This window comes from Natrarchaeobius chitinivorans, from assembly GCF_003841505.1.
In the GTDB taxonomy this organism is placed as follows: domain Archaea; phylum Halobacteriota; class Halobacteria; order Halobacteriales; family Natrialbaceae; genus Natrarchaeobius; species Natrarchaeobius chitinivorans.
Genome location: NZ_REGA01000016.1, coordinates 51,608 through 76,023 on the forward strand (window position 1 = coordinate 51,608; position 24,416 = coordinate 76,023).

General features: G+C 64.2%; 24 protein-coding genes, 1 tRNA gene and 1 pseudogene. 12 read left to right on the top strand and 14 right to left on the bottom strand.

Features of this window, described 5'->3' with window-relative positions; all coding sequences use genetic code 11:
- Positions 1-46: 46 nt before the first annotated feature.
- On the top strand, positions 47-1,201 hold the full coding sequence (locus EA473_RS16250) for a mechanosensitive ion channel family protein (RefSeq protein WP_124196762.1): 1,155 nt from the start codon (positions 47-49) through the stop codon (positions 1,199-1,201).
- A gap of 231 nt (positions 1,202-1,432) precedes the next feature.
- Here EA473_RS16250 and EA473_RS16255 read toward each other — a convergent pair whose 3' ends face one another.
- On the bottom strand, positions 1,433-2,290 hold the full coding sequence (locus EA473_RS16255; protein ID WP_124196705.1) for a polymer-forming cytoskeletal protein: 858 nt from the start codon (positions 2,288-2,290) through the stop codon (positions 1,433-1,435).
- Between the two features lie 242 nt (positions 2,291-2,532).
- Here EA473_RS16255 and EA473_RS16260 point away from each other — a divergent pair, with 242 nt between their 5' ends.
- The gene (locus EA473_RS16260; protein WP_124196706.1) at positions 2,533-2,730 is read left to right on the top strand and encodes a DUF5800 family protein; all 198 of its coding nucleotides are present in this window, start codon (positions 2,533-2,535) and stop codon (positions 2,728-2,730) included.
- Positions 2,731-2,766: 36 nt separating this feature from the next.
- Here EA473_RS16260 and EA473_RS16265 read toward each other — a convergent pair.
- Positions 2,767-3,329: pseudogene (locus tag EA473_RS16265) on the bottom strand (saccharopine dehydrogenase family protein); the annotation flags it as partial.
- Between the two features lie 112 nt (positions 3,330-3,441).
- Positions 3,442-4,029, bottom strand: a complete 588-nt coding sequence (locus tag EA473_RS16270) for a DUF7097 family protein (RefSeq protein WP_124196707.1) — start codon at positions 4,027-4,029, stop codon at positions 3,442-3,444.
- 94 nt (positions 4,030-4,123) lie between these two features.
- Between EA473_RS16270 and EA473_RS16275 the strand changes: the two genes are divergently transcribed.
- Positions 4,124-4,474, top strand: a complete 351-nt coding sequence (locus EA473_RS16275) for a DUF192 domain-containing protein (protein WP_124196708.1) — start codon at positions 4,124-4,126, stop codon at positions 4,472-4,474.
- A 210-nt stretch (positions 4,475-4,684) separates the two neighbouring features.
- Here EA473_RS16275 and hpt read toward each other — a convergent pair whose 3' ends face one another.
- Positions 4,685-5,242: a hypoxanthine/guanine phosphoribosyltransferase gene (gene hpt, locus EA473_RS16280; RefSeq protein ID WP_124196709.1), complete on the bottom strand. Its 558-nt coding sequence runs from the start codon at positions 5,240-5,242 to the stop codon at positions 4,685-4,687.
- Positions 5,243-5,488: 246 nt separating this feature from the next.
- Between hpt and EA473_RS16285 the strand changes: the two genes are divergently transcribed.
- Positions 5,489-7,021, top strand: a complete 1,533-nt coding sequence (locus EA473_RS16285) for a (R)-citramalate synthase (protein ID WP_124196710.1) — start codon at positions 5,489-5,491, stop codon at positions 7,019-7,021.
- Between the two features lie 361 nt (positions 7,022-7,382).
- Entirely contained in the window at positions 7,383-7,628 is a 246-nt protein-coding gene (locus EA473_RS16290; protein ID WP_124196711.1) for a hypothetical protein, read from the top strand.
- A 56-nt stretch (positions 7,629-7,684) separates the two neighbouring features.
- Here EA473_RS16290 and EA473_RS16295 read toward each other — a convergent pair whose 3' ends face one another.
- From EA473_RS16295 to EA473_RS16310, 4 genes are all read right to left on the bottom strand, one after another.
- Positions 7,685-8,542: a hypothetical protein gene (locus tag EA473_RS16295; protein ID WP_243645283.1), complete on the bottom strand. Its 858-nt coding sequence runs from the start codon at positions 8,540-8,542 to the stop codon at positions 7,685-7,687.
- A gap of 225 nt (positions 8,543-8,767) precedes the next feature.
- On the bottom strand, positions 8,768-8,965 hold the full coding sequence (locus EA473_RS16300) for a hypothetical protein (RefSeq protein WP_124196712.1): 198 nt from the start codon (positions 8,963-8,965) through the stop codon (positions 8,768-8,770).
- A 172-nt stretch (positions 8,966-9,137) separates the two neighbouring features.
- Positions 9,138-10,517, bottom strand: coding sequence for a 4Fe-4S ferredoxin N-terminal domain-containing protein (locus tag EA473_RS16305; protein WP_124196713.1), 1,380 nt, complete (start codon positions 10,515-10,517; stop codon positions 9,138-9,140).
- A gap of 1,544 nt (positions 10,518-12,061) precedes the next feature.
- Positions 12,062-12,146, bottom strand: a tRNA-Ser gene (locus EA473_RS16310).
- Positions 12,147-12,396: 250 nt separating this feature from the next.
- Between EA473_RS16310 and EA473_RS16315 the strand changes: the two genes are divergently transcribed.
- From EA473_RS16315 to EA473_RS16325, 3 genes are all read left to right on the top strand, one after another.
- Entirely contained in the window at positions 12,397-13,074 is a 678-nt protein-coding gene (locus EA473_RS16315) for a hypothetical protein (protein WP_124196714.1), read from the top strand.
- Positions 13,075-13,197: 123 nt separating this feature from the next.
- Positions 13,198-14,172 carry an AAA family ATPase gene (locus EA473_RS16320; RefSeq protein ID WP_124196715.1) on the top strand — a complete coding sequence of 325 codons (975 nt, stop codon included), beginning with the start codon at positions 13,198-13,200 and terminating at the stop codon, positions 14,170-14,172.
- 932 nt (positions 14,173-15,104) lie between these two features.
- Entirely contained in the window at positions 15,105-15,347 is a 243-nt protein-coding gene (locus tag EA473_RS16325) for a hypothetical protein (RefSeq protein WP_124196716.1), read from the top strand.
- A 76-nt stretch (positions 15,348-15,423) separates the two neighbouring features.
- Here EA473_RS16325 and EA473_RS16330 read toward each other — a convergent pair whose 3' ends face one another.
- The 3 genes from EA473_RS16330 to EA473_RS16340 form a co-directional block, all read right to left on the bottom strand.
- Positions 15,424-15,846, bottom strand: a complete 423-nt coding sequence (locus EA473_RS16330) for a CBS domain-containing protein (RefSeq protein ID WP_124196717.1) — start codon at positions 15,844-15,846, stop codon at positions 15,424-15,426.
- A 281-nt stretch (positions 15,847-16,127) separates the two neighbouring features.
- On the bottom strand, positions 16,128-16,325 hold the full coding sequence (locus EA473_RS16335; protein ID WP_124196718.1) for a hypothetical protein: 198 nt from the start codon (positions 16,323-16,325) through the stop codon (positions 16,128-16,130).
- Positions 16,326-16,388: 63 nt separating this feature from the next.
- Positions 16,389-16,571, bottom strand: coding sequence for a hypothetical protein (locus EA473_RS16340; protein ID WP_124196719.1), 183 nt, complete (start codon positions 16,569-16,571; stop codon positions 16,389-16,391).
- Positions 16,572-16,644: 73 nt separating this feature from the next.
- Between EA473_RS16340 and EA473_RS16345 the strand changes: the two genes are divergently transcribed.
- Entirely contained in the window at positions 16,645-17,022 is a 378-nt protein-coding gene (locus EA473_RS16345; RefSeq protein ID WP_124196720.1) for a winged helix-turn-helix transcriptional regulator, read from the top strand.
- A 38-nt stretch (positions 17,023-17,060) separates the two neighbouring features.
- On the opposite strand, the gene EA473_RS22370 is transcribed toward EA473_RS16345, so the two are convergent.
- Both EA473_RS22370 and ppc read right to left on the bottom strand, forming a co-directional pair.
- Complete coding sequence (locus EA473_RS22370; protein WP_165875307.1) at positions 17,061-17,225, bottom strand: hypothetical protein; 165 nt, start codon at positions 17,223-17,225, stop codon at positions 17,061-17,063.
- Positions 17,226-17,424: 199 nt separating this feature from the next.
- Positions 17,425-20,115, bottom strand: coding sequence for a phosphoenolpyruvate carboxylase (ppc, locus tag EA473_RS16350; protein ID WP_124196721.1), 2,691 nt, complete (start codon positions 20,113-20,115; stop codon positions 17,425-17,427).
- A gap of 155 nt (positions 20,116-20,270) precedes the next feature.
- Here ppc and EA473_RS16355 point away from each other — a divergent pair, with 155 nt between their 5' ends.
- Entirely contained in the window at positions 20,271-21,548 is a 1,278-nt protein-coding gene (locus tag EA473_RS16355; RefSeq protein ID WP_207890203.1) for an MFS transporter, read from the top strand.
- A 100-nt stretch (positions 21,549-21,648) separates the two neighbouring features.
- Here the strand turns inward: EA473_RS16355 and EA473_RS16360 are convergent, their stop codons facing one another.
- Positions 21,649-22,689 carry a zinc-binding dehydrogenase gene (locus EA473_RS16360; protein ID WP_124196723.1) on the bottom strand — a complete coding sequence of 347 codons (1,041 nt, stop codon included), beginning with the start codon at positions 22,687-22,689 and terminating at the stop codon, positions 21,649-21,651.
- A gap of 186 nt (positions 22,690-22,875) precedes the next feature.
- Between EA473_RS16360 and EA473_RS16365 the strand changes: the two genes are divergently transcribed.
- Both EA473_RS16365 and EA473_RS16370 read left to right on the top strand, forming a co-directional pair.
- Entirely contained in the window at positions 22,876-23,559 is a 684-nt protein-coding gene (locus EA473_RS16365; protein ID WP_124196724.1) for a MogA/MoaB family molybdenum cofactor biosynthesis protein, read from the top strand.
- Positions 23,556-24,410, top strand: coding sequence for a 5-formyltetrahydrofolate cyclo-ligase (locus EA473_RS16370; RefSeq protein WP_124196725.1), 855 nt, complete (start codon positions 23,556-23,558; stop codon positions 24,408-24,410). Before EA473_RS16365 ends, EA473_RS16370 begins: the two co-directional genes overlap by 4 nt.
- The last annotated feature ends 6 nt before the right edge of the window (positions 24,411-24,416 follow it).

A 24,416-nucleotide genomic window follows, 5' to 3' on the forward strand; every position in this document is an offset into this window, starting at 1 on the left:
CGCAGTTCGAGTGGCCCTCGAGACGATTTCGTCGACCGAGGCGCGAATGGCGATCAGCGCCGGAACGGTGGCTCTGGCGCTGGTGATCGGATTTCTCGTCGCGCCGTTTGCCGTCCGGAGAGCGGTCGAGTTCGCCGACCGGAAACTCGAGGAGAGCGAAGCCGGGACGCTCCTCGAGACGATCGACGAGGTGACCGGCGTTCCGTTCCCGATGCGGGCGGTCGTCCGGACGTTGCAGACGGTCGTCGTCGGCACAACGGGACTCCTGTTGCTGGTCGTCTGGGGATACGCACAGCTAGCGACGGACGTCCTCGGGGCGACCGCGACCGTCCTGCCGTACGCCGTTCGACTCGTCCTGACGGTCGGACTCCTGTTCGGGGCGGTCGTCGGAACGCGGTATCTCGAGCACCGCCTGGACGAGTGGCTGGCGGACGCGAAGTACGTCACGGCACATCAGGAGGGAGTCGTCTTTCGCGTCCTGCAGGTGACGGTTTTCGTGGCCGCGGGGCTCGCGTCGCTGTCTTTGTGGCACGTCGAACTCGGCGGGTTGCTCGTCGGGGCGGGATTCGTCGGGATCGTCCTTGGGATGGCCGCCCGGCAGACGCTCGGCTCGCTGATCGCCGGTTTCGTCCTGATGTTCTCCCGACCGTTCGAGATCGGCGACTGGGTCGTCGTCGGCGACCACGAGGGAATGGTCGTCGACATCACCATCGTCAACACGCACCTGCGGAGCTTCGACGGCGAAACCGTCGTCCTCCCGAACGATCAGGTCTCGAGCAGCACGGTCGTCAACCGCAGCAAACGAAACCGACTCCGACTCACGCTCGAAGTCGGCGTCGACTACGAGACCGACCTCGAGCACGCGGAGTCGGTCGCAGTCGAGGCGATCGAGAACGTCGACGACGTCGCGCCGGCACCGAAACCCCAGATCATCCCGACCGGGTTCGGCGACTCGGCCATCACGCTCGAGTGTCGGTTCTGGATCCGACAGCCGAACGCCCACAAGAAGTGGACGACGATACGGGCGGTCGTCTACGAACTCAAAACGGCGTTCGAGCGAGAACGTATCGCCATCCCGTACCCACAACGAGAGCTCAGCTCGAGAGCGAACGGCGGGTTCACGGTCGAACCGGGCGAGCGCTCTCGTTCCACCGAGGATACGGCCGGCGAAGCCGAACTCACCTACGACGAATCGGAGTGACGAATCTCGAGGTGCAACGGGCCGATCGGCACCGACGAAGTGTGAAACGCCGATGAGTCTGGCGTAGGTAGAACCGCTGACGGTGCCGACGGAGTGGGAAACGTCGGTCGATGCTGGCGTAGTTCGAAACGCCGATCGGTGCCGACGCCGATCGCGTCTCTCGAGCGAGCGTCGGCTCCGTGACGTGCTGTCGGCTCCGTGATACGCCGTCGTCGCTGTACCGTAATCCGATCACTCCCGCTCGCGTTCGGTCGTCCCCATCGTGATCTCGCCGTCGGCCCGGATCGTACCGTCGATCTCCGCACCCGGCCCGAGCTCGAGGTCGTTACAGGAGACGTCGCCGAGGATTCGAGCGTCTTCGCCGACGACGACGTCCCCGTCTCGAGTCGTCAGATCGCCGTGGATCCGGGTGCCGTCGCCAACGTCGACCGCGCCTCGAGCGCGGAGACTCCCGAAGACGTTGCAGTCGTCGCCGACGTCGATCGTCTCGGCTCTCACGTTGCCGTGGAGGCGACAGTCGTCGCCGATCGTCGCGGGCGTCGACACCCGCCACGCGTCGTCGCCCACCGTTGCGTTCCGGGGGATAACGAGCGGTTCCGTCTCGGGTTCCCCGTCCTCCTCGTCGACGAGTTCGGAGATGAGACGCTGGGCGGTATCCTCCTCGCCGATGAGAAGCAGGTGCTTGAGGTAGACGAACAAGAAGACGATCGTCGGCATCGGGTTCCGGATGACGATCCAGCCGTTGGCCTCGAACCCTTCTTCGATGTCGACGTCGTCGCCGATGTCGAGGTCGCCGGCGACTTTCAGTTTCCCGCCGATGTGGACCCGTTCGCCGATGTAGGCGTCCTGGCCGACCAGTACGTTCTTCGCGACGTCACACCACATGTCGAGTCGACAGTCTCCGTCGGCTTCGATCTCGCCCGCGAACTCGACGCTCTCGCCGGCGAGGACGTTCCGACCGCGCACGCCGAACTCGATGGACGACCGAGCGCCGACGAGCACGTCTCCGTCGGTCTCGAGGGCGACTTCCTTGGCTTCGGTCCCGTCGGGGACGACGAGTTCGTCGAGCGGATCCCTGCGTACGGCCACACTCGGCTCCAATGTGACCCCCTGATAATAAACTTCGTCGTTGGCCCTGCGCTGTCTGTCGCCCGTCTGACGGTAGCATCTCGTTCGGCTGTCGACGAGTTCCGATCGCGTTTCGTGAATCGTCGGGGCCACCGGTCACCCGAGCACCATCGATGACGGACGGTTCCGGCCGTCACCCCGACTCGAGAGGGTCCCGACGCGTAGCGTCTCCCTTTTAGGGCCACACCGCATACGGATCGGACATGACTACCCTCGCGTTCGACGACGACGGCGTCGACGTCGTCTACGAAGGCACCGAGTTCCGCCTCGAGAAGGACCTCATCGAGGAAGCGACCGAGAAGTCCTACCACGACGTGACCGACCACGAGGTGCTGAAGATCGTCGCCGAACAGCCGAACCTGCAGGGCGAACCGCGGCGCATCGGCGACATCCTCGATTAACGAGGGTCGTCCGATTGGCAGACCGCGCGACTGCGCCTACGACGCGACGTCGACTCTGGGGGACTCGGAGTCCGGACGCGATTCGTCGAAGAAGCCGGAGACCCCCTCGAGGTCGAGGACGAATCCGCTCCCGAGCGCGCCGGCGGGCGTCCGGAACCCGTCGCCCGCCTCCCCCTCGAGGACGCGCTCGGTCGCCGCCACGGCCGCGTCGACGGTTACGACGTACGGGTCGGGGGTCTGCAGCCGCGAGACGACCCGTTCGTCCTCGGCGTCGGCTCGAGCCTCGCCCCAGACGTACGCCGAACCGCGCTTTCGCGACCAGGAGGCGGGACCCTCGCGAACGATGCCCGCGATCCGTTTCAGGCCCTGCCGAACGGGAATCGTCTCGAGCACCGGCGCGAGGTACCGGTGGGATTTCAGCGCCAGCCGCCCGGCTGGGGCATCACGGCGTAGACGGAGACGTCCGGAACCCCGGTCGTGTAGTGGGCCGTCGAGACGTCGCCCATCGGCATCGTCACCGCGGGTCGCTCGCCGCGGCCGAAGTCGATGGAGTGCGTCTGCCAGGCGGCGGGTACGTGCTCGAGGCGGCCGTTCCGGTAAGACCCCTGCCAGCGCGTGCCACTCCGGTCGCGGCGCGTGCCACTCCACTCCCAGCGCGTGCCACTCCGGACCCCGACCGTTCGGGATCGAACGCGAGTTCGGACCGACGCGTTACTGATCGTCGCCGTAGCGGTCTGCGGCCGACTCGAATCCCAGTTCGTCGTACTCGCGCCCCCGTCGCTCCTCGAGCGCGGCGATCGCCTCGGGATCCGGCGCGGCGTCGTCGGTGATCCGGGCCCACGAGTTGTGGACCTTGGCGTGACACCACCGACAGAGGTAGACGGTGATCTCGTGTGAGAGTTGCTCGCCGTCGCGGGCGTACGAGAGGTGGTGTTCCTCGAGCAACGGCCGCTCGTCAGTCTGGGCGATTCGCTTCTCCTCGAGGCCACAGCGGACGCACTCGCGGTCGCGGTTGCGCGAGCGAAAGTGGGGACACGTCGACCAGTCGGGATCCGCCGTGGAGTCGGGATCGGCGCTCTCCGACGACGCGGGGGCGGAGCCCTCGAGCGCCTCGGCGTCTGGATCGACGATCGGACACGCGTAGTCCGCTCGAGCGCGTTCGCGGGCGAACTCGGGATCGTGCTCGTAGTGGTCGTAGGCGTATCGACACCGGCCGTCGCCGGTGAGGTGGTCACAGAGGCCGGCGAACTCGTAGGGGTCGTCGACCCCGACGGACGTCCCGTTCGGGGTTCGCTCCATGTTCGATCGGTCACAGGACGCCTATCGGTTTGAATCCCTCGGAGCGACGGAACCGGTCGTGAGATTTTTGCCGTCCCGGTGTCGACTGGATGGAGTGAAACTCGTCCACGAACCGGACGGCGGGGAGCCGACGGTGCTCGCCTCGACGGTCGACCTCGCAGACTCCATCCCGGCCCAGATGCGCGGATTGATGTTCCGCCGGTCGATCCCCGCCGACTACGCGCTCGCCTTTCGGTTCGACGCCGCGAAGACGCGGGACGTGCACATGCTGTTCGTCTTCTTTCCGATCGACGTGGTCTGGGTCGTCGACGGCGTCGTCGAACGCGTCGAACGCCTCCGGCCGTGGCGCGGGTTCGCCCGAGAGACGGCGGACCTGATCGTCGAACTTCCTGCCGGTGCCGCCGATCCGGTCGCCTCCGGCGATCGACTCGTCCTCGAGGACTGATAGGGATTATCGTAGGAGTTCATAGTTTGCCGCTAAAGAACCGAGACACAGTGTCGAAGGCCCGGTTTCGAGATCTCCGGGAGGCTACGATAATCACTATGAGACGGACCGACGTCGATACGCGGTCGATTGCGAAATAATGGCCGCTCTCACCGGTGACAGCCGCGACCACCCGGCGGTTTCGTCGGCGAACCGGTAGACCAGTCCGCATTACTCGACGATCACGACCGACCCGTCTTCGACCCGGACGTCGAGGAGGCTCGTCACTTCCCGCGAAACGTCGTGATCGGCGTCGACCCGCCGGAGAACGGTCACCACGTCGACGATCTCCGCCTCGACCACCTCGAGGGCCTCGCAGACCGCTTCGATCGTCCCGCCGGAGGAGAGCACGTCGTCGACGAGCAGAACGCGGTCGCCGGCGTCGACGCCGTTCAAAAAGAGTTCGTCCTCGCCGTAGCTGGTCTCCTGGTGGACCGCGACTTCGTCGGGGAAGCCGTACTCGCGCTTGCGAACCACGACCAGCGGGATATCCGTCTCGAGCGAGAGGGCGGCCCCGTGGTGGATCCCCATCGCCTCGGGCGCGATCAGTTTGTCGACCGACTCGAGGTCGATCCGGTCGACGATCGTCTTCGCAATTCCGCGTAACACCTCGGCTTCGAGCGGCGGGTTTCCGTCGGTGACGCCGTGGACGAAGTACTCGTAGCCGTTTCGCTCGACGACCGGGGCGTCCCGAAGCGATCGGACGAGCGGCTCCAGCGTGTGGTCCATACTCGGTGTACGGCGGCCGAAGGGATGGAGATTTGGGTGCCTCTCCGGGGTCAGGACGACCGACCGGATCACTTCGATCCACCGCAAAACGGTCGGAACCGGCGGCTTTAAGTCGCGGTCGTTCGATAGGGACAGATACAATGGCACGAGATTCGTTCTCAACGCCGGACGACGGGGATAGAGGAAGTCGGGGCAACCCGGCTGGGCGTGAAATTCCGCGACGATACTGATCGCAGTTCATCACTCTTGCCTGTACATTACTCCACCGAACAGACGATTCCATCCGATCGCACAGTCCGCCTTCTCGATACGACGCTTCGCGACGGCGAACAAGCACCGGGCGTCTCGCTCTCGCCCGACGAGAAAGTCGAGATCGCCCGTGCGCTAGAGCGGACGGGCGTCGCCGTCATCGAAGCCGGCAGCGCCTGTACCGGTGCGGGTGAACGGCAGGCGATCTCACGAGTGACCGACCTCGACCTCGAGGCGACCGTGACCAGTTTCTGTCGCGGCCTCGAGTCCGACATCGATCTCGCACTCGACTGCGGCGTCGACGGCGTCCACGTCGTCGTCCCCGCGAGCGACCGTCACGTCGAGGGGAAAGTCGGCACCTCCCGCGAGGACAACCTCGAGACGACGGCCGAACTCGTCGAGTACGCCAAATCCCACGACCTGTGGGTCGAGGTCATCGGCGAGGACGGCTCGCGGGCCGACCTCGACTACCTCGAGACGCTCGGCGAAACCGCCCTCGACGCCGGAGCTGACCGGACCTGCTTCGCCGACACCGTCGGTCACACGGGCCCGGAACGGACCGCCGAAGCGGTCTCCCGGCTCGCCGATCTCGGACCGGTCAGCGCACACACTCACGACGACCTCGGACTGGGCGTGACGAACGCGCTCGCGGCGATCTCCGCCGGTGCCGATCTCGTCCACTGCACGGTCAACGGACTGGGCGAGCGCGCAGGGAACGTCGCGCTCGAGGAGGTCGCGATCGCACTCGAACACGTCTACGGCGTCGACACCGTCGAACTCGAGGAGCTGTACGACCTCGCACAGATCGTTTCGCGGTCGACCGGCGTCCAGTTACCGCCGAACAAGGCCGTCATCGGGGAGAACGCGTTCACTCACGAGAGCGGCATCCACACCGACGGCACGCTCAAAGACGACAAGATGTACGAGCCCTACGCGCCGGAGACCGTCGGACGCGAACGCCGGATTGCGCTGGGCAAGCACACCGGCCGCGCGGGCGTGAAAGCCACGCTCGAGGAACACGACGTCGAGGCGACCGACGACGAGATCGCCGAGATCGCGAACCGCGTCACCGAACTCGGCGATCGCGGCCGCCGGGTGACCGACGCCGACCTGCTCGCCGTCGCCGAGGACGTCACCGGCGACGACCGCGAGCGCGTCGTCGACCTGCTCGATCTCACCGCCACCAGCGGCGGAGCCGTCCCGACCGCCAGCATCCGCCTCGCGGTCGACGGCGAGGAGCGGGTGGCAAGCGGCACCGGCTCCGGTCCGGTCGACGCCGCCGTCTCCGCGGTGCGGGAGGCGCTCGGGTCGGCGGCCGACGCTGAACTCGAGTCCTACCGGGTCAACGCGGTGACCGGCGGGACGGACGCCGTCGTCACGGTCGAGGTGACGATGGCCAGAGACGACCGTTCGGTCACCGTCGCCAGAAGCGAAGCCGACATCACTCGAGCGAGCGTCGAGGCGATGGTCGACGCCCTCGACAGGCTGCTGGCCGCCGAGGACCAGCCGCTCGCGCCGGCCGACGACTGATACGGATTACTGTAACTGTTTACCGGCGCACCCGTCGCCCGGGTCGCGGGTGCGCCGGCAATGACTTCAGCAACTGCCCTCGAACCTTCCTTCACAACATTTCAGTAATTATATTATTACTCAGTACGACAGTCACGATGGAAGCTATTCGCTCCAGAAAGCGAACGCGGGGGCGTGCGTACGGAAACGCCCCGGGTGTAGCAGCACCCGAAGCGGATGGCTTCCAAACTATCGCGCGTTTGGCTGCCATGCTTTCGTTACTGCCACCGAGACAAAAAGGTCTCGCACGACGATACGGTATCGCTCTCGATCACCGCTCGAGTCGACGGCTCGACCGACCACGAGCCGGGAGGCGACCTCGATGAGTTCCAGACGCGAGGCTGCCGACGCCACGAGGACCGACGATCCGTCCGAGTCGGTCTGCGATCGCTGTGGTGATCCGGTTCCCGAAGACCGGATACTCCGCCTCTCGGTCGAGCCCTGTCCCGAACTCGCCGGGCGGTACGAGGCCGTGACCGCAACCTACTGTCCCGACTGCGTCGCCGGCATCGGCCACCTCTCGTTCGCGGCCCGCCCCCGAGGGCACCCGCCGACGGATTCCGAGTGACGCGAGCGACGACCGCTGTCAAAGACCCGGACGAATCGTCGTCCGTCGACGACCGACTAGTCCGACCGCCGAATATCGCGCCGGAACAGCCTCGAGGGTCCGCGGCGGGAGTACTCCGCGACCGCGACGAACGCGATCGCCCAGAGGATGGCCAATCCGCCCCACACCGCACCCGTCGAACCCACCTGGAGGGGAAACGCGATGGACAGAAGCCCGTAGTAGACCATCGGAAGAGCGGCGAGCCACGACGCGAGACGCCAGCCGGCGAACCCGAGCGCGGCGACGACGCCGTAGGCGAGCGGCGCGATCGCGAGGGCGACCATCATCACGTAGTGACCGTCGACGGCGTGGGGGTCGACCGCGCTCGTCGTCAGGCTCAACTGGGTCCCAACGAAGGCGAGCAGCGGAACCGCGGCGACGGCGACCAGCCCCAGCAGCGCCGGACTGAACGAGTCACCCCGCCGGAGCAGCCGCCGACCCGCCGGGTGCGTGAGGAGTGCGATTCCGGTGAGGAGGAAGAACGGAATGACCTCCTCCGGTCGCCCGACGCCGTACCAGACGGTGCCCGCGGTGGCGACGAGGATGACCGCGAACGCGCCCCACATCGACGCGACGCGCTGTGTCGGTCGGTACGCCTGCGCGAACAGACCGAGCAAGAACACGCCCACGACGGCGGCGATACCCATCACGTGGAGTCGGTGAATGCCGAGTTCCGCGGCACCCGCGGCGGTCCAGCCGGTCGCGAGCGTAGCGAGCAGATCCGGAAGGAACGCCACCGTCAACACGCCGGCAAGGAGGAGCGAGAGGTAGAATGCCCCCGTCCGAACCGCTGCGACCGTAAACCGGCGCTGGCCGGCGTTCTCGAGTGTGCGCTCTTCGTTCGTGAGGTTTCCCTCGTCGATAGTCGTTCCCATGATACGAGTATACATACGACGGATGAGTAGATAAACATATCCTAATTGACATGAGAATTGGATACTCCGATTTCCGGGACTGACGGTCGGAGAAACGTCGCGGATCCGTGAGTGTACGCTCGAGTCGTCGTATCGTGCCCGATCCGTATCGGCACCTCCTCACCCGGCCGTCACGATACTTCTTTCCACCCGCGGGTTGACCCGTCTTTCAACGGCCCCGATCGTTCACTGGAGTGACTTCTCGCTGATGACGTTCCACGGGTCGAACAGGTAGACGACCGCGAGAAACAGCGCGAGCGCGACGACGAACAGCCGTGCGATCGCGCCCGTGGTCGACGGCGTTCCAACTCCAAGAGTAAGCGCCATCAGCGCGGCGACGACGATCCAGATCACCCCGACGACGGTTCGCTTGCGACGGTTCATACGCGACCTTTCGGGTGAACGGTTATGAATGATCTGAGTCGACTCGAGTCCGGAATTGGTCTGAATCGTCTCGAGTCCGGGAATCAGATAAGTCGACTCGAGTCCGGGTGCAGTCGATTTTCGCTACGGGACACATCTCCGCGGTCAGACGGCGAAATCCACTGCACGATCGTCAGAACGATAGCCCCTCGACGCCGCCGACGGTCTTCTCCTCGAGGACCGTGTTTCGATCGTCGACCATCCCGACGTCCTCGTAGGCGATCGGACCTTCGACCTGTTCTGCGTTCGCGCCGGGTTCGTTGCCGATGTACGTGACGTTCGGGTTGGTGTTGTACTCCTCTAAGAGTTTGAAGCGCGAGCCCTCGTTGCCGTACTCGGCTTCGACGAGCATCAGCGCCTCTTCCTCGTCGAGTTCGTCCGGCTCTTGCTCGCCCTCGAGGATCGCGATGGCCTCCTGAAGCTCCTCGTCGTCGGGATCGGCTTCGATCGCACGGGCGAGCGGAACGTTGTCGAGGTACCGGCGCGGATCGCTGTCGGGGTCGTTCATGTCGCCGAACTGGATCGCACCGGGCGGACAGGCGTCCTCGCAGGCGGTCGTCCCGACCATCTCCTCGCCCATCTGACCGTCCTGACGGGCGGGATCGAAGATGCACTTTTCCATGACGCCGCGGGGACCCCGGCTGCTGACTCGCCGGTCGCGCTGGTCGTACACCATGTCCTCGTCGAGGTCTTCGTCCGGCACCTCCGGGTCGTCCCACTGGAAGTAGTTGACGCCGTAGGGACAGGCGACCTGACAGTATCGACAGCCGATGCAGACGTCGTAGTCGGTCAACACGAGTCCGCCCTCCTCTCTCGTGTGACGCGCCGTCGTCGGACACACTTTCTCACAGGGGGCGTCGGTACAGTGCTGGCAGGGCCGGATCAGGTAGTTGAAGTCGCGGACGGAGTCTGCTTCCTCGGGTTCGGGCGACTCGACGGTCCCGTCGTCGTACGCGAGGATGTACATCCAGTTCGCCCCATCGTCCCAGTTGTGCTCGGCGTTGCAGGCGACGACACAGGAGAGACAGCCGTCACACGTCTCGAGGTCGAGCGCCATTCCCCACTGGACGTCGTCCCCGTCCTCCTCGTCTTCGTCCTCCTGGGCGGCGACGCTGGGGTCGGGATCGCCGCCACCGGTCGCTCCCCAGGCACCGAGGCCGACGAACCCGGCACCGGCCCCCATCTTCTTCATCATCTCGCGCCGGGAGTCGTCGCCGACCCCGAGCCGGTCGAGCGTCCGCTCGAGACGACCCTCCTCGCGAGCTTCCTCGATCCGATCGGCCATCGGTCGCTCGTCCTCGCCGAACTCCTCTAAGACGTCCTCATGATACCGGTCGTAGAACTCCTCGTCGGACAGCTCGCCTTTCGTCACTCGCATGGCGTCTTTGGCCATCTCCATGCCGAGTTCCGCGTCGTAATCGCCGTCCTCGAGCAACGCCTCGTACCGCTTTTCTGCCTCCGGTCCGAGCGGGTGAAACGACTCGTCGTCCCGCCGGTCGTCGTCCGAACTCATCGAGTACCGCCACCTCGAGCAACCGAACGGCTACCATCGAGCCTCATTGCTATTCACTAACACCTCGTGCTGTCCACCGAGACGTCAATAAGAAACGGCCTTGCGTGTGACGGTGACTGTGCCCATCTCCGCCCGCGTCGCTACGTTCACCCACGGCGTGCGTTCTCCTGTCAGAGGTCGTCCTCCCGTCAGAGTGCGTTCACCCACGGCGTGGTTGCTGTCGAACCTCGAGCGGGAGAGTTACACCACTCGGAGCGCGTTATAGAATGACCCATAGTAATAAATCGACATTTGTCACGTGTATCTCGGTTCTGGGCTGGTTTTTTGGCTTCCAAATGGTGGTTCTCTTTCTGAGATACCCACCAGATATCCGTTGTATGATGCGGTTTTCTACCAGTCTACCGACGAGCGAGATCGGTAGTTTTCGAAGCAACTACGTTGTCGCCATCTAGTATTTCCATCTGCAATTGGTACGGATCAGATCTGGAATGTTCGATACTAAATTCACTATCTCCCACGAACGGTGTAGTGCAGAACCCTGACTCGTTATGTATCTGGACGCTATCTCCGTTCTGAGGTGTCTGTAATAGTAAATCCAACTCGTATACATCCGAGGTCGTGTCGATATATTGTACATCGTGAATCAATTCTACACTGGGGTTTAGGCTCCCTGATTCAACGGCGTACAAATAATTAACTTTTAAACGTTCGGTCTGTCCTGGGCAATCAATTTTGGATCCGTCCCCAAGATACTGATAGACACGCGCCGACCAGTCAAGTTCGACTTCTCTTCTGAGATTGCTTCCATCAAGTTCTACAGAGTATAATCCAGGGGGGAGTTTGTGGATCAATTCCGGATCAGATTTAATGTCAATCTCTTCTATCAGTTTGACAATGTCCCAACCCGGACGATACCCAGGGCGTCTACTACCGACTTGGCGATCCCGATTTGGTCTTTGGTATATTTTGACATTCAACGTTCCCACATCGGCATATCCGTCAGTACTTGATTGCATTTCGAATGAGTGGAGAATTTCTGAATAATGGGGCACAGTCATCCAATATCTCCTCGAGCGGGGACCAAACGTGTTCTGTCTGCCAGTTTGACTTATAGATAGTATCTCACCCCGATTCGGATGTTCTTCTTCGTCTTCTTCAATACAGCCCGAGAGTAGGGTGAACGAGGTTGCTCCTGCTAAAGCGGTTTGGTGTAGTAGCTTCCGTCTCGTGAGAGAACATGTCTCGTTCATATAAGAATTGAATCTGTGCTCTATAATGAAATAGGGAACGTTCAGAGAACGGTTCACATGTTTCGGTGACTCTATAGCATGAGAACTATTCTATGACGCCTTCCCCCCAGAGTGATTCGCGCCACTATGCGTTGCTCATCGGATTGGTGTTGTGAAAAGCGCAGAGAGGGAGATTTGAACAACGTCCAGACGTGCTCACTTCGTTGCGCGCGCCTGGCCTCGTTCAAACTCCTCTGTATCGTTTTCACGACGACAGACGGTTCGCTCCGCTCACCGGTATTGTCGTCGTGAAAACGCCGAGAGGGAGATTTGAACTCCCGAGTCCGTGAGGACAGCAGATTTCGAATCTGCCGCCTTGGCCGGGCTAGGCTATCTCGGCTCACCCATATCTACCGGGGAGACGTTTTTACCGGTTTCGATTCGACTCGTCGTCTGCGAACGGGCCCCGAGCGAGCGCGACACCCGGTCGGTCGGCGATACGAGTCCGACTGCTGGCCGTCGTCTCGGAACCAGGCCACTAATCGGATGCTCCGTCAGCCCCACCAACATCTTGGGGAAGGATCTATCCGATCGATACTCGAGACGATAGATATGAGGGAAACGCACGACGCGGATCGGGTGGAGTGGTGATGATCGGGGAACTCGGGTCAGGGTCGATAGCCGTCGATTCGACGATGGCCGTTCATATCCTCGCGGGTATCGGAGCCCTCCTCGCAGGACTCGGCGCGATCGCGACCCGAAAGGGCGGCACGCGACACAATCGCTTCGGGAGAGCGTACGCGCTTTCGATGGGGATCGTGGTCGTGACGGCCGCTCCGCTGGCGATCTGGGCGGACAACTGGTTTCTCCTGGCGATCGCCGTCTTCAGCGGCTACCTGGTGTTTGCCGGCTATCGGGCGGTCCAGCGACGACGTGCTGGCCTGACAGCGCCAGTCGCGCTCGACGTCGCCGGGCACGGAACGATGGTCGCGGTCGGCGGGGGGATGGTCGTAGCCGGTATCTGGCAGTCGGTTACCGGCCCGGTCGGGCTGGCACCGGCGCTCGCCACGTTCGGCGGAATTGGGGCCGGATTCGCCGCGTTCACGCTCGTACAGTTTCGCTCCTCGCCGGCGAAGCGTCCGCCCTGGATCCAGAAACACGTCGCGTTCATGGGCGGCGCGTACATCGCGACGGTGACCGCCGTGATCACGGTCAACCTCTCGACGGTCCCGCCGCTGATCAGATGGCTGGGGCCGACGATCGTCGGGACGCCGCTCGTCGTCTACGCGATCCGGACCTACACCCCCCGATTCGCACCCACAGGGTGACCGCGAGCCGGCAGGAAAGGGCCTCTCGAGGGAGTGAGAACCGAGAAAGACGGCTTCGAGGCGATCGAAAGCGGATTCTGGGAGAGCGAAAACGACTTGACACGAGCGATCATGCTCCACTCTATGAACGTCAGTCAGGCCAGCGACGAGTGTGGAGCCGTCCTCGAGGCGATCGGCGAGGCGGTCATCTGCGACCGGGCGTTTCTCGAGGAGATCCTCGTCGCAGTCGTCGGCCGCGGCCACGTCCTCGTAGAGGACGTGCCGGGGACGGGAAAGACGTTGACCGCCCGAAGCGTCGCCGCCGCCCTCGGGCTCTCCTTTTCTCGCATCCAGTTCACGCCGGATTTGCTTCCCGCGGACGTCACCGGAACGCACGTCTTCGACGAACGCGAGCGGGGGTTCGAGTTCAACGAGGGACCGATCTTCGCCAACATCGTACTGGCCGACGAGATCAACCGCGCGCCGCCGAAGACACAGGCCGCCTTGCTCGAGGCCATGGAGGAGGGACAGGTGACGACCGACGGCGAGACGCGCGCGCTACCGGACCCCTTCTTCGTCATCGCGACGCAGAACCCGGTCGAACAGGAGGGGACCTTTCCGCTGCCGGAAGCGCAGGTCGATCGCTTCCTCGTCAAGAGTTCGATGGGCTACCCCGACGAGGCCGGCGAGGTCGAACTCCTGCGCCGGCGTGCGGGTCGCGAGACGACCAGCCCCTCCGTCGAGGCCGTCCTCGCGCCCGAACGGGTCGACCGACTCCGGCGGGTGCCCGAATCGATCCGCGTCGACGAGGACCTCCTCGAGTACGTCGCCGCGCTCGCTCGCGAGACGCGCACCGACGGCCGCGTCGAGGTCGGCGTCTCCCCGCGAGGCACCCAGCGGCTGTTCGAAGCCGCGCGGGCGTACGCGACGATCGTCGGCCGGGAGTACGTCACGCCCGACGACATCAAGCGCGTCGCCCACCCCGTACTCACCCACCGGCTCGTGTTGACGCCCGACGCGACGGTCAACAACGTCGACCGGCGACAGGTCGTCGACGACGTCCTCGAGTCGGTGCCGGTGCCGACGCTCGAGGTGACCGCGGACGCCGGTTCGGGCTGACGGACTTCGGAACTGTCGGGCACCGGACCGACGGAGCGTACGCGACGATCGTTGGCCGGGAACTTCAGGACTGATACACAGACGGTCGATTACAACGAGTTCGACCAAAACGAGCAGGTAGTATCCCTCGGCGATCCGGGTGGCGGCGCGCGCTCGTGATGCGTCCGAGCGATGCGAGGGCGCATCGCTGACGCCGTGCGAGGGGCGAGTGAGCGAGCGTGCGAGCGAACGAGTCGGCTGGGGAGGGTGAGGGCGGGCGGGACTGAAAGGGGCCGGCACGGTCGATCCGTCCCCGGCGACGGTGAGCCGAACGGAGTGAGGTGAACGACGGAAGACGAGCGGTGCGAGTCTTCCGGACGAGCACGCGAGTGAAACGAGCGCGCGCGGCGAGCCGCGGACGGTCGAGCGTGCCGGGGGCTTTCTGACCGGTAGTGACGGCGGTAGATCGGGTGCGAGAGACCGACGGCGAACGATCGGACATCGGATAGTGACAGGGATGGATCTGACGCGAGATTACGGCAGCGTTGCATCCGACGGAAATGCGGATATCGTCTCGAGGGGACGTACAGAGGCCCTCCGAGAACCGGCCTCGAGTGTTCCTTCGTTACACACCAGTAATTATATTATCGCTCGTGTCCATCATCAAAATGGAAGCTACTCGCTCCAGAACGGACGGTAGGCGTACGGAAACGCCCCGGGTGGTAGGACACCCGAAGCGGGTGGCTTCCAAACTCGACACGTTTGGGTGCCATGCTTTCGTTACTGCTACCGAGACAAAAAGGTCTCGCACGACGACACGGTATCGTTCACGATCAGCCTACGGTCCCGGTTCGTGACCATCTCGTCGCACCTCGAGCCGATCGCCCACGCACCGACCGGGAGCCACGACGCCGGGTTCGCAACCGCCACTCGAGTTCGCGGAGGCGAGTCCCGTGAGTTTCACCGACGAAATCCACGATCTAACGAGCGTCGACGATGCCGACTTCGTCTGTGCTCGCTGTGACGACCCGCTATGCGAAGAACGGATGGTGTACCTCTCGAGTCGGCCCTGTCCGGAACTCGCGGATAGCTACGCGGCCGTCACGAAGGCCTACTGTCCCGACTGCATCGCCGGCATCGGCATGCTCGCGTTCACGGCCGAGGCTCGAGCGCACGCACCGGGACCACTCGAGTGAATCGAACTGCGGCAACGATGGTCCGGCTCAACCACAGACCGCTCGCGATTGTGCGATGCTGAAAGCGGCCGGGAAGTCAGTACTCGGGTCGCTGGGCCTGGATAACGTCCGAGAGCTGCATGTGTTCGTCTGCGAGGAGTTCGTTGAGGTCGTCGAACGTGATGATTCCGACCAGTTCGTTGCTGTCGTCGCAGACGGGAAGTCGGCGAACGCCGTGTTCGCTCATCAGTTCGGTCACCTGGTAGAAGCCGTCGGTGTGGTCGACGGTCGTCAGGTCGTCGGACATGACGTCGCCGGCCGTCGTCTCCGAGGGATCCATTCCCTCCCCGACCACGCGTGTTGCGATGTCGCGGTCGGTGACGATTCCGGTCGGTTCGTCGCCGTCTACGATCACGACGCTGCCGACGCCGGAGTCGTCCATCAGCGTCGCGAGTTCCTGTACGTGTTCGTCTTCGTGTGCCGTTACGACATCGCTTCGAGCGAGATTTTCGACTGGCATAAATCCGGATTGCCGTCCCACAGACGCGAATATAAACCCATACCGTACCTCCATATCGGCGTCACTGCCACGAAGACTAACAGGAATACCGCCCGGCCGAGACGGGCAGCAATAATCAGTTGTCGGTCGATTGCCGGCGTTGTGTGATCGATGAATAACGGCTCGTAGCAGCCCGTATGTCGGCATCGACTCGAATCCGCGATGACGGCATCGACTCGAGTTCGTGACGACGGAACCGGTCTTCACTCGTGACCGACAGTACCCCCGTGCAGGGATATTCGCTACCGTTGAGCGCCCTTCAGCGCGGCTGAGCGGCTTTCGTACCCGATGCCGATCGCATCGCAGTCCACACACGTCCAGCGGTACTCGCCTCTGAACCCGCGGATCGAAACGACAGCGCCACAGTCGGGACAGCGCTTGCGCCGGCGCGACTCGCGTACTCGCTCGAGCATGTCGACGACGGTCCGATTCTCGTCCATTACGTTCCCTGCTCGAATCGTGCCGTATAGGCTTTCTCGTTCGCGACAACGAGCTACTTCGCCTCACTCGAGGAGCAATCCGGCGAGTTCCGTCGCGTCGGCGAGCGGGGTCGCCACCGTGGCCGCCGGAACCGTCGCCGCCCACTCGCTCGTCTCCGCAGTCGATTCGACGTCCGCAGATCGGTTCGTCTTGGTCCCACAGCCACAGCGTTCGGCCCCGCCGCATCCGTTGGAATCGTTCGCCATACCCCTACTTTGAAATTCGAAGTGTTTATACTTCGAAGTCCGAAGTATTGGAGTAATTCGGTGATCCAAAGCGATGGAGAACTCCCGGGGTTCGGAGGCCGCCCCCGACCAGTCGTGTCGAACGGACCCGTCGTGTTACTGCCAACTCGGCGGCGTACTCGAACTATTGAGCCGCAAACACGCGATCCAGGTGATCTGTCTCGTCGGCGAAATCGGCCCGGTGCGCTACGGCGAGATCGAGACCGCCTTCGGCGAGGTGAGCAGTTCGACGCTCTCGACGCGACTCGAGGAACTCGTCGAAGCGGGCTACCTCGCGCGCGAGCAGTACGACGAGATCCCGCCACGCGTCGAGTACGACCTGACGATGACCGGCGAACAACTCCAACAGCGACTGCAGCCGCTGCTCGAGTGGGCAGTGATCCACGAAGAGTTCGAGGAGTCGGCGGCGTAGGACGGGTCGATCGCGTTCGTCTCCGGCCGGCGGCCGGGTTACTCGAGTTCTTCGACGGCGTCCTCGCCGCAGTGTGGACAGTAGTCGTGCTCTTCGGTCATCCGCTCCTCGCAGGCCCGGCAGACGTACGTCGCTCCCTTGCCGGACATGTACGACTGCTTCGCTTCCTCGAACGTCTTCCCCGCTTTGCTGAACAGACCCATCGTTCGAAACAGGCGATCGGTCCGAATAAGCGTTGGGTCGGGGCGGTGAACGGCGAAGCTTTGGTCCGTTCCATTCGTAACACCGATCCGCGGTGAGCCCTCCCCCGGAACAGAAACGCGCCGACCGCGGGCCGGGAACGGTACCGACCGCGGGACAGGAACGCGCCGACCGCGGGAAACGAACGGTTCTCCCGGCGGGTCAGCCGGTGTTTTTCATCCCCGCGGCGACTCCCTTGACCGTCAGCCGGAGGGTTCGCTCCTCGACGTCGGTCCGGTGGGTGCGATCGAGCAGGTACGTCTGGATGATGTTCAGCGGATCGACGTAGGGGTTTCGTCGCTCTAAGTTCTCCCCCAGCCAGTCTCGAGTGTGCAGTTCGTCTCGCTGGCCGATCGTCTTGACCAGTTCGGAGGCTCGCTCGTACTCCTCGGAAACGCGCGGGAAAAAGCGCTCGCGAAGGTCATCGTCGGCCAGGTCCGCGTACTGCTGGGCGATCTCGAGTTCGGTTCGCGACAGCGACAGCGCCGCGTTGTCGAGCGTCGTCCGGAAGAACGCCCACTCGTCGTACATCTCCTGGAGCGTCTCGACCGAGCCGCCGTCCTCGAGGTAGGCGTCGACGCCTGTCGCGAGGGCGTACCAGCCCGGCAGGATACACCGCGACTGGGTCCACGAGAACACCCACGGAATCGCCCGGAGATCCTCGACGGTGCGTTCGCCCGACCGGGAGGCCGGCCGCGAACCGAGGTCGAGATCCTCGATGACGGTGATCGGCGTCGCCTGCTCGAAGTACTGGACGAAACCGTCGCTCTCGAGCAGGTCGCGGTACTCCTGGCGGGCGGCGTCGGCCATCGTCTCCATCGCGTCGATCCACTCCTCGTGGACCTCCTCTTCTGGCTGTTCGATCGCGTGCAGGCGCGAGCGAAGCTGGGCGTTCAGCATCTGCTCGATGTTACGCTCGGCGATTCGTGGGTTGCCGTACTTCTCGGCGATCGCCTCGCCTTGTTCGGTGAACTTGACCTGTCCCGTGACGGTCGAGTTCGGCAACGCGAGCAGCGCCTCGTTCATCGGTCCGCCACCGCGGGAGATGGAACCGCCACGGCCGTGGAACAGCCGCATCTTCACGTCGAAGTCGTCACAGATCTCCCCGAGTCGGCGCTGGTTCTTGTACAGCGACCAGTTCGCGGCGAGGAAGCCGTTTTCCTTGTTCGAGTCGGAGTATCCCAGCATGATCTCCTGGGTTCGGTCGCGGGCCTCGATGGCCTGACTGTACGCCTCGTTCTCGAACAGCGTCCCCATGATGCGCCGCGCACCCGAGAGGGCGTACTCGGTCTCGAGCAGCGGGACGACGTCGATCCCGCAGTGTTCTGGCAGGGAGACGACGCCGGCCTGATCGGCGAGAAACAGCACCTCGAGAACGTGACTCGGCTCGTCGGTCATCGAGATGCAGTAGGTGTCGATCGCCTCGACACCGTACTCGGATTGCCACTCCGCGAGGTTGTCGAACAGCGTGAGGACGCGTTCCGAATCGTCCGAGAGGCCGTCGGTTTCCGCGAGGTCGACCACGGTGTTTTCCTGCATGATCGCGTCCGTGAGGAACTCGACGCGTTCGTCCTCCGAGAGCGCGTGATAATCGATCCCCTCGCCGTCGAGAGCCTCCGCGATTGCGTCAGTGTGTTTTTGCTGGTGTTCGCGCAGATCGAGGCTGGCAAGTGAGAAGCCGAACGTGGCGACCTGACGCCGGATCGGGTCGACGTGGGCGTCGACGACGCTCTCGCCGCCGTTCGCGCGAAGGCTCTTGGCGATGATCTCGAGATCCGAGAGGAGCTCGTCGACGTCGTCGTAGCCGCCGGGTCTGACGTCCCCGACGCGCTCGAGGCGGGCTCGCATCAGCTTGAGCTTCTGGCGGTAGGGCTCGCCGGGGTAACGCTCCTCGGCGGTGCGGGCGCTGCCGGGCAGTCGCTCCCGATCGGCCTCGAGAGCGGCTTCGAACTCCGAGCCGACGTCGATCCGACTCCCGTCCTGGCTCAGGACGCCCGAGAGCCGTTTGAGCTGTTCGCGGTACTGCTCGAGGACGACGGAGCGCTGGCGCTCGAGGGTGTTCGCGGTGACCTCCGGCGTGACGTAGGGATTGCCGTCCCGGTCACTGCCCGCCCACGAGCGAAACTCGAACAGCTTCGGAATGTCGAGGTTCCCCGGCACCTCCTCGTCGATCGCGTCCGCGAGTTCGTCGTACACCTCGCCGACGACGTCGAACAGCGTGTTCTCGAGGTACCACTGGACGTTTCGCGCCTCGTCTTCGACCTCCGGCTGGCGGTTTCTCACCTGGGGAGTCTGCCAGAGACTCGTCACCTCGGCGTCGATGTCTCGCCAGATCTGTCCCTTCTCTTTTTCCGTGAGCAGGTGTTCGTCGAGGCGCTCGAGCAGCGTCGAGATCCGTCGGAGCTTCGATTTGACCGTCTTCCGTCGGGCCTCCGTCGGGTGAGCCGTAAACGTCGGCTCGATCAACACGTCCGAGAGGACCTGTTCGACGGTTTCGACGTCGGCCTCGCCGAGTTCCTCGGCGGCCGTCTCGAGGCTGTCCGAGAGGGTTCCCTCCTCAGACTCGGTGCGGATCGAGCGAACGCGCTCGCGCTCTTCTGCCAGGTTGATCAACTCGAAGTACGTCGTGAACGCGCGGGCGACGATCCGCTGTTGGTGTGGCGACAGTCCCTCGAGTTCGGAAACCAGCGGTTCGCGGGAGTCGAGTTCCCCGGATCGGTAGTCGATCGCCTCTCGCCGACAGGATTCGACCGTCTCGAACGCTTTTCGGGAGGTCTGGCCCTCGAGGACCTCGCCGAGCAACGCTCCAAGTTCGCGGACGTCCTGTCGAACGCCCCTGTTGTGGAGTCTCATATCACGGCCATCGAGTTCGACTGTAAAAAACCCCGTCGAACCGGGACGGCACATACATTTTCTTCCGTGATAGTTTCGGGCGGATGCGGCGGGCGGAAAGGCGATTCTGTATTTCGGTTCGAAATACATATGCCCCTCACTTCGAAACGAAACCCGTGAACGAAGACCGCCGTCAGTTCTGGGCGCTCTATTTCGCCCGCTTCGCCGAGGGGTTCGGGTTCATGACGCTGGTCACGCTGTTGCCGTTTTACATCAACGTTCTCCAGCCGACGGACACGACGATTCTCGGGGTGACGATCAGCGCCGGACTGATCGTCGGCCTGTACACGTCCGGATTCACGCTCGCCCAGACCGTCGCCGTCGTCCCGGTGGCGTGGTCGGGCGACCGATTCGACAAGCGAACCGTCCTCCTCGTCGTTCTCGGGATCGGTGTTGGCGTCTACGCGCTGTTCCCGATCGTCGACTCGAGCGGTTCGTTCATCGGTATCCGAGCGTTACAGGGGATCGCGGTCACTGGCTCCGGGTTGATGACGCTCTCGCTCGTCGGACAGATCGCCGACGTCGGGACGCGAGCGAATCACATCGGGAAGGCAAACGCCGCCAACTTCGCCGCGTCGATCGTCGGCGGACTCGGTGCGGGAACGCTCTACGAGGCCTTCGGCTTCGGTCCGATCTTTACGATCATCGTCTGTATCACCCTGGTCGCCTGGCTCTCGACGTTTGGATACCTCGAGACCGACGAGACACGGGTTCACGGGTTTCCGTTCGCCGGCCTCGCGCTCAACCGCCGCATCCTCACGATCTCGGCGTTTCGCTTCCAGTATGCGTTCTCGGTGACGCTCGTCCGCACGTGGATTCCGATCTTCGCCGGCGTCGCCGCGGCGGAAGGCGGCCTCGCCTACGGCGGCCTCGCGGTCGCACTCGCCACCGTCATCGAGAAGTTCACGAACATGTGCTGTCAGCCGTTTACCGGCCGGCTCTCGGATAGCTACGGCCGCGCGCTGTTCGTCTTCGCCGGCGGCGGAGCCTACGGCCTGATCGCGCTCGCGGTCCCGTTCACACCTGCGATCGGCGCGGCGTTAGATCTCCCCGCAGAGATCGTGCTATTCGGCCAGGTCTCGCCGGCGTTTCTCCCGCTCGTCGCGCTCTCCGGCCTGCTCGGCGTCGCCGACAGCTTCCGCGAACCGGCGAGTATGGCGCTGTTCGCCGACGAAGGGACCGAAGACGGTGGCGTCGCCTCGAGTTTCGGCATCCGCGAACTCATCTGGCGACCGGGGAGCGTCGTCGCACCGCTTTTGGGCGGCTGGCTCATGTACGAAGTGAGCATGGCGTCGGTGTTCTACGTCGGCGGCGCGTTCGCGCTGACTGGCGTCACCGCCTTCCTCCTAATTCTCGTCCACACGCACGGGCGGCAGGCCCTCTTCGAGTGGTGACCGGTAGTGCCCTCGAGTCATACGGTCTCTTGTACCGATTTACCGGCGCACCCGCCGCCCGGGTCGCGGGTGGGCCGGTACACAGGGACAGTAATCCGTATCAGTACACTTCGTCGGGTCGAACGACGACCTTGCCGAAGCCCTCGCGGCCCTCGATAATCTCGTGGCCGCGGGCGGTCTCGCTCATCGGGAGGACCTTCCGTATCGCGGGTTCGAAGGTACCGTCCCAGACGAGCTCCATCACGTCGTCGACCTGACCGGGCGTCCCCATCGTCGAGCCGATGATCCGAAGCTGATTCCAGAAGATGCGGGGAATGTCGGTCTGGGGATTTCCACCCGCCGTCCCGCCGCAGGTGACGAGTCGGCCGTTCTTCGCGAGGCTCTTGATCGAATCCTGCCAGGTTCCGGCCCCGATGTAGTCGACGACGACGTCGACGCCCCGCTTTCCCGTCTCCTCGCGCACCCACTGCGGGAACGATCGCTCCTCGTAGTTCACCACGTGATCGGCACCGAGCTTTTGGGCGTACTCGAGTTTCTCCGGGGTACTTCCCGTCGCGTACACCTCCGCCCCCGCGTAGTCGGCGATCTGCACCGCCGCGTGGCCGACCCCGCCGCTTGCGCCGAGGACCAGCACCGACTCGCCGGCCTCGAGGTCGGCCCGGTCGATCAGCATCCGCCAGGCGGTCTGAAAGACCAGCGCCGACGCGCCGGCGGTCACCCAGTCGACCCCGTCGGGAACCGGTATCAGGTTGTCCTCGGGAACCGCCGCGTACTCCGAGTGGACGCCGGTGACGTGTTCGCCGAGGAGGTGAAAGTTGACACAGAGCGTCGGATCTCCGTGTCGACAGAACTCGCAGTCGCCACAGTTCACGCCGGCCGTCACCGCGACGCGATCGCCCGGTTCGAACCGCGTGACGTCCTCGCCGACCTCGCGGACGACGCCGGCCGCGTCGCTGCCCGGGACGTGTGGCATCCCGAGGGAGAGCGTCGGCAGCCCACGGCGAACCCAGACGTCTAAGTGATTGAGCGCACCCGCTTTCACGGCGACGAGCACCTCGTCCCGGCCGACTTCCGGGTCGGGGTACTCGCCGTACTCGATGACGTCCGTCCCGCCGTGGGCGGTGATCTTGACTGCCTGCATACACGCCCACGGACGGCCACGCGACCCATAACGGTTCGGTTGGATAGAACTCGAGTCGGGCCGATGCGGTTCGGTTGGTCAGACTCGAGTCGGATTGGTTGATCAGAACTCGAGTCACGTCGGGTGCCCTGAATCCGGGTCGAGTCAGGTGGTCAGACCTTTCTCGGTGGAACGCCAAGCCGACCCATGAACGAGACGAACGCTGGTCCGGACGCGGCCGAAACCAGCGACGTCGGCGAAGACGACGCCCGACTCGGTGTCGCGGTCGTCACCATCGCCTCGAGTCGAACGCTCGAGACCGACGCGGCCGGCGAGGTGATCGAGACGGCCCTCGGGGAGTCCGACAACGAAATCACCACGCGAGAACACGTCGGACCGGACCACGACCGGGTCCAGTCGATCGTCCTGCGGGTGATCGAACGCGACGACGTCGACGTCGTGGTCACCGCCGGCGCGACGAGCGTCGAACCCGACGACGTCGCGATCGAGGCCATCGAACCGCTGCTCGACAAGGAACTCACCGCGTTCAGCGAACTGTTCACGATACTCGCCCACGAGTCGGTCGGAACACAGGTCGTCGCGGCCCGGACGCTCGCCGGCGTCGCCGAGGGAACGCCCGTTTTCTGTCTCCCCGGCAACGCCGAGGCCGCCGAACTCGGAATCGACGACATCATCCTCCCCGAAGCGTCCCACCTCGTCTCGCTCTCGCGCGGAAACGGGGACGTCGGCGACGGCATCGACGTCGACGCGGACGTGAGCAGTTCCGACGACGGAAGCGGTGAGACCGGTCCGAGCAGTCCCGACGACGGGAACGGTGAAAGCGGTTCGAGAAACGCCGGAGCGAACCGACGGGGGTCGGGTGGGCGATGACCGACGGCGACCGACGGAAGACCGACGACGAACGGGAGGCCGCCAGTGACGACCTCGAGAAAGACGCGATTCGTGAACGGGTCTGGGACGACCTCGAGGAGAGCGGCACGGCCCGGTTTCCGTTCCCGCCTCACGGACGAATCCCGAACTTCGAGGGGGCGAAGACGGCCGCCGACCGGCTGGCCGACCAGCCCGAGTGGATCGACGCCGACGCGATCAAGGCCAACCCCGACGCGCCACAACTTCCGGTCCGGCGACGGGCGCTGCGGGAAGGGAAAACCGTCTACATGGCCGTTCCGCGCCTTCGCGACGAGGACTGTTTTCTGCGGCTCGATCCGGACGAACTCGAGGACTACGACGCGGCGACGACCGTCTCGGGTTCGTCGAGCCACGGCGTGCAGGTCGGCCCGGAGCAACTCGAGCGGATCGACCTCGTCGTCTCCGGAAGCGTCGCCGTCAGCGCACCAGCCGGGGGGAACAGATCGGACGGCGAAGCGCCGGCTAGCGGGACCAGATCGGACGGCGAAACCGGTGACCGTACGGCCGCGGCCGGCGGCGGCCGCATCGGAAAAGGTGAAGGGTACAGCGACCTCGAGTACGCGATCCTCCGGGACCTCGAACTCGTCGACGACGAAACGACGGTCGCGACGACCGTCCACGAACGACAGCTGATCGATGCGGACGTCGAACTCGCGGACCACGACGTCCCGATGGACCTGATCGTGACGCCCGATCGGGTGTTGCGACCCGATCGGGACGACACACCCGATGGAATCGACTGGGACCTCCTCAAGGACGACCGACTGGACGAGATTCCGGTGTTGAAGCGTCTCGACGAACGACGCGGGTGAACCCGG